The sequence below is a fragment of the Pseudogemmobacter sp. TB195 genome (assembly GCF_058313095.1).
This window is the reverse complement of sequence record NZ_JBZEGG010000070.1, coordinates 1-2,957: the sequence shown is the minus strand read 5'-3', so window position 1 is coordinate 2,957 and position 2,957 is coordinate 1. Positions and strand designations below refer to the sequence as shown.

Genomic DNA, 2,957 nt, shown 5'->3' with positions numbered 1-2,957 from the left:
CACCACGGTGCATGACAAGGCCGCGCCTTGTCCACGCGACCATGTCAACCGCATCTTCCATGCCCCAGCCCCGAACAGGCTTTGGCTTTCGGACTTCACCTACGTCAGCACCTGGTCAGGCTTCGTCTATGTAGCCTTCGTCATCGATGCTTATGCCCGTCTGTTGTTTTTCACCCAGAACTGAGCCGGTTTCTCGGGTAATTTCCACTGAGAATTGAGCCATGTGACCCTTCCCCCCTGCCGGATAGCGACGGGGGCAACGGAGTGATCCACATGGGACTTTTGAACATCATCCGCCGGATGCACTTGCGTCAGGAGCTGTCGATCCGCGAGATTTCGCGTCGCACGGGTTTGTCCCGGAATACCGTGACCAGACATCTGGCCTCAGACACGATCGAGCCGAGGTTCGCCACACCGGACCGACCGAGCAAACTCGATCCCTTCGCCGGGAAGCTGGCTGACTGGCTGAAGAGCGAGGCCGGGAAGTCCCGCAAGCAACGGCGCACGCTGAAGCAGTTACATGCGGATCTTGTGGCGCTTGGCTTCAACGGCTCCTATGGCCGCGTAGCAGCCTTTGCGCGGCGATGGCGAGACGATCGCCAGCGCGAGCAGCAAACCGCGGGACGCGGAACCTTTGTTCCACTCTCATTCCGTCCGGGCGAAGCCTTTCAGTTCGACTGGAGTGAGGATTTTGCCGTCCTGGGCGGTGAACGCACGAAGTTGCAGATGGCGCATATCAAGCTGTCTCACAGCCGGGCCTTCCTGGTGCGCGCCTATCTCTTGCAGACCCATGAGATGCTGTTCGACGCCCACTGGCATGGGTTCCGTGTGTTCGGCGGCGTTCCCGGGCGCGGGATCTATGACAACATGAAGACAGCAGTGGATCGTGTCGGTCGTGGCAAGGAGCGCCAGATCAATATCCGCTTCCTCGCCATGACAAACCACTATGTCTACGAGCCCGAGTTCTGCAATCCGGCTGCAGGATGGGAGAAAGGTCAGGTCGAGAAGAACGTCCGGGATTCCCGCCACCAGTTGCTACACGCGATGCCGGGCTTCCCTGACCTTGCGGCGCTCAATGCCTGGCTGGAACAGCGTTGCCTCGAGCTGTGGCGGGAAACGGCGCATGGTTCCTTGCCCGGCACGATCGCCGATGTCTGGGCCGAAGAACGGGCCGCCCTGATGCGGCTGCCCGTTGCCTTTGACGGCTTCATCGAGATGAGCAAACGTGTTTCGCCCACCTGCCTGATCAGCTTCGAGCGCACCCGCTACAGTGTGCCGGCCTCCTTTGCCAACCGTCCTGTCAGCCTGCGGATCTATCCGGACCGGCTGGTTGTCGCTGCCGAGGGGAACATCCTGTGCGAACACACGCGGATCATCCAGCGCAGCCACCTGCCCCCGCGGACGATCTATGACTGGCGGCATTATCTGGCGGTCGTCCAGCGCAAGCCGGGGGCGCTGCGGAACGGCGCTCCCTTCCTGGAGTTGCCAGCCGCCTTCAGGCAGTTGCAGGACCAGATGCTGCGCAGGCATGGCGGCGACCGCGAGATGGTCGATATCCTCGCCCTGGTGCTGCATCATGATGAGGAGGCGGTGCTCACCGCCGTGGAACTCGCCCTGGCCGACGGTGTGCCGACCAAAACCCACGTGCTGAACCTGTTGCACCGCCTTATCGACGGCAAGACGAATTGCGAACCTGATCTCGATACGCCACAGGCGCTGGTCCTGCGCCGTGAGCCCAAGGCCAATGTCGAACGCTATGATGGCCTGCGCGCCCGGATTGCTGGAGGCCGTCATGCGTCATGACCCTGCCAGCGGCGCCGTCGTCATCATGCTCCGCAGTCTCAAAATGTATGGCATGGCCCAGGCCGTCACCGATCTGATCGAGCAGGGGGCGCCGGCCTTTGAAGCCTCCATCCCGATCCTGTCGCAGCTACTGAAGGCTGAATTGGCCGAACGTGAGGTCCGTTCTATCGCCTATCACATGAAGACGGCCCGCTTCCCCGCTTACAAGGACCTCGCGGGCTTCGACTTCGCTGCCAGCGAAATCAACGAGGCGACTGTCAGAACGCTGCATCGCTGCGAGTTCATGGATGGCGCGCACAATATTGTGCTGATCGGCGGCCCGGGCACCGGCAAAACCCATGTCGCGACGGCAATCGGCATTCAGGCCATTGAACATCACCGCCGCAAGGTCCGCTTCTTCTCCACGATCGAACTGGTCAACGCCCTCGAACAGGAAAAGGCCAGGGGCAAGGCAGGGCAGATTGCCGAAAGCCTGACCCGCCTCGATCTGGTGATCCTCGACGAACTGGGCTACCTCCCGTTTAGCGCTTCAGGCGGCGCGCTGCTCTTCCATCTGCTGAGCAAGCTCTACGAACGCTCGAGCGTCGTCATCACCACAAACCTCAGCTTCAGCGAATGGGCTTCGGTCTTTGGCGACCCCAAAATGACGACCGCCTTGCTCGATCGCCTCACACACCGCTGCCATATTCTGGAGACCGGAAACGACAGCTTCCGATTCAAGGCAAGCTCAGCCGCCGCAGGCAGGAAAAAGAGAGAGGCAAACCATGCCTTGACCACTGCGTGACCGGAAATCCATAGTCAGAAGTGGCTCACTTCTCGATGGAAAAACCGGCTCAGTTCTGGGTGAAAAACAACAACTCGGACTTGCCGATGAGCAGCGCCACGCTCAATCAGGTGCTCACGCTGACCTATCGTCTGGCCGTGCGGGCGTTATCGAAGCCGGATTGTGCCCAGTCCCGATAGCGCTGCGGCATGTTGTTTTGCCCTTGGCCAATCGAGTTCAGATAGCTGTCATAGCCCTTGAACTGCTGGCGAAACTGTTCGTCCAGATTGCTGATGTTGCGGCCGAGCGACTGCGCCGAGTTGTAGACGCTGGCCACGCGCTGGAGGTCGCCAGTGATGGTGTTGAACACGCGGCTGGGCAGTGACATGCC

General features: G+C 60.7%; 3 protein-coding genes and 1 pseudogene. 3 read left to right on the top strand and 1 reads right to left on the bottom strand.

What is annotated here, in order from left to right; genetic code table 11:
* The 3 genes and pseudogenes from AC4FS3_RS28530 to istB all read left to right on the top strand — a co-directional run.
* Positions 1–160 (top strand): annotated as a pseudogene (locus AC4FS3_RS28530) (IS3 family transposase); the annotation flags it as partial.
* A 113-nt stretch (positions 161–273) separates the two neighbouring features.
* Positions 274–1,803, top strand: coding sequence for an IS21 family transposase (gene istA, locus AC4FS3_RS28525; protein ID WP_491023343.1), 1,530 nt, complete (start codon positions 274–276; stop codon positions 1,801–1,803).
* Positions 1,793–2,587 carry an IS21-like element helper ATPase IstB gene (gene istB / locus AC4FS3_RS28520; RefSeq protein ID WP_491023342.1) on the top strand — a complete coding sequence of 265 codons (795 nt, stop codon included), beginning with the start codon at positions 1,793–1,795 and terminating at the stop codon, positions 2,585–2,587. The genes istA and istB overlap by 11 nt, the downstream gene beginning before the upstream one ends.
* A 124-nt stretch (positions 2,588–2,711) precedes the next feature.
* Here the strand turns inward: istB and AC4FS3_RS28515 are convergent.
* Positions 2,712–2,957, bottom strand: a 246-nt coding sequence (locus AC4FS3_RS28515) for a hypothetical protein (protein ID WP_491023341.1), incomplete at its 5' end; no start/stop codon positions are given.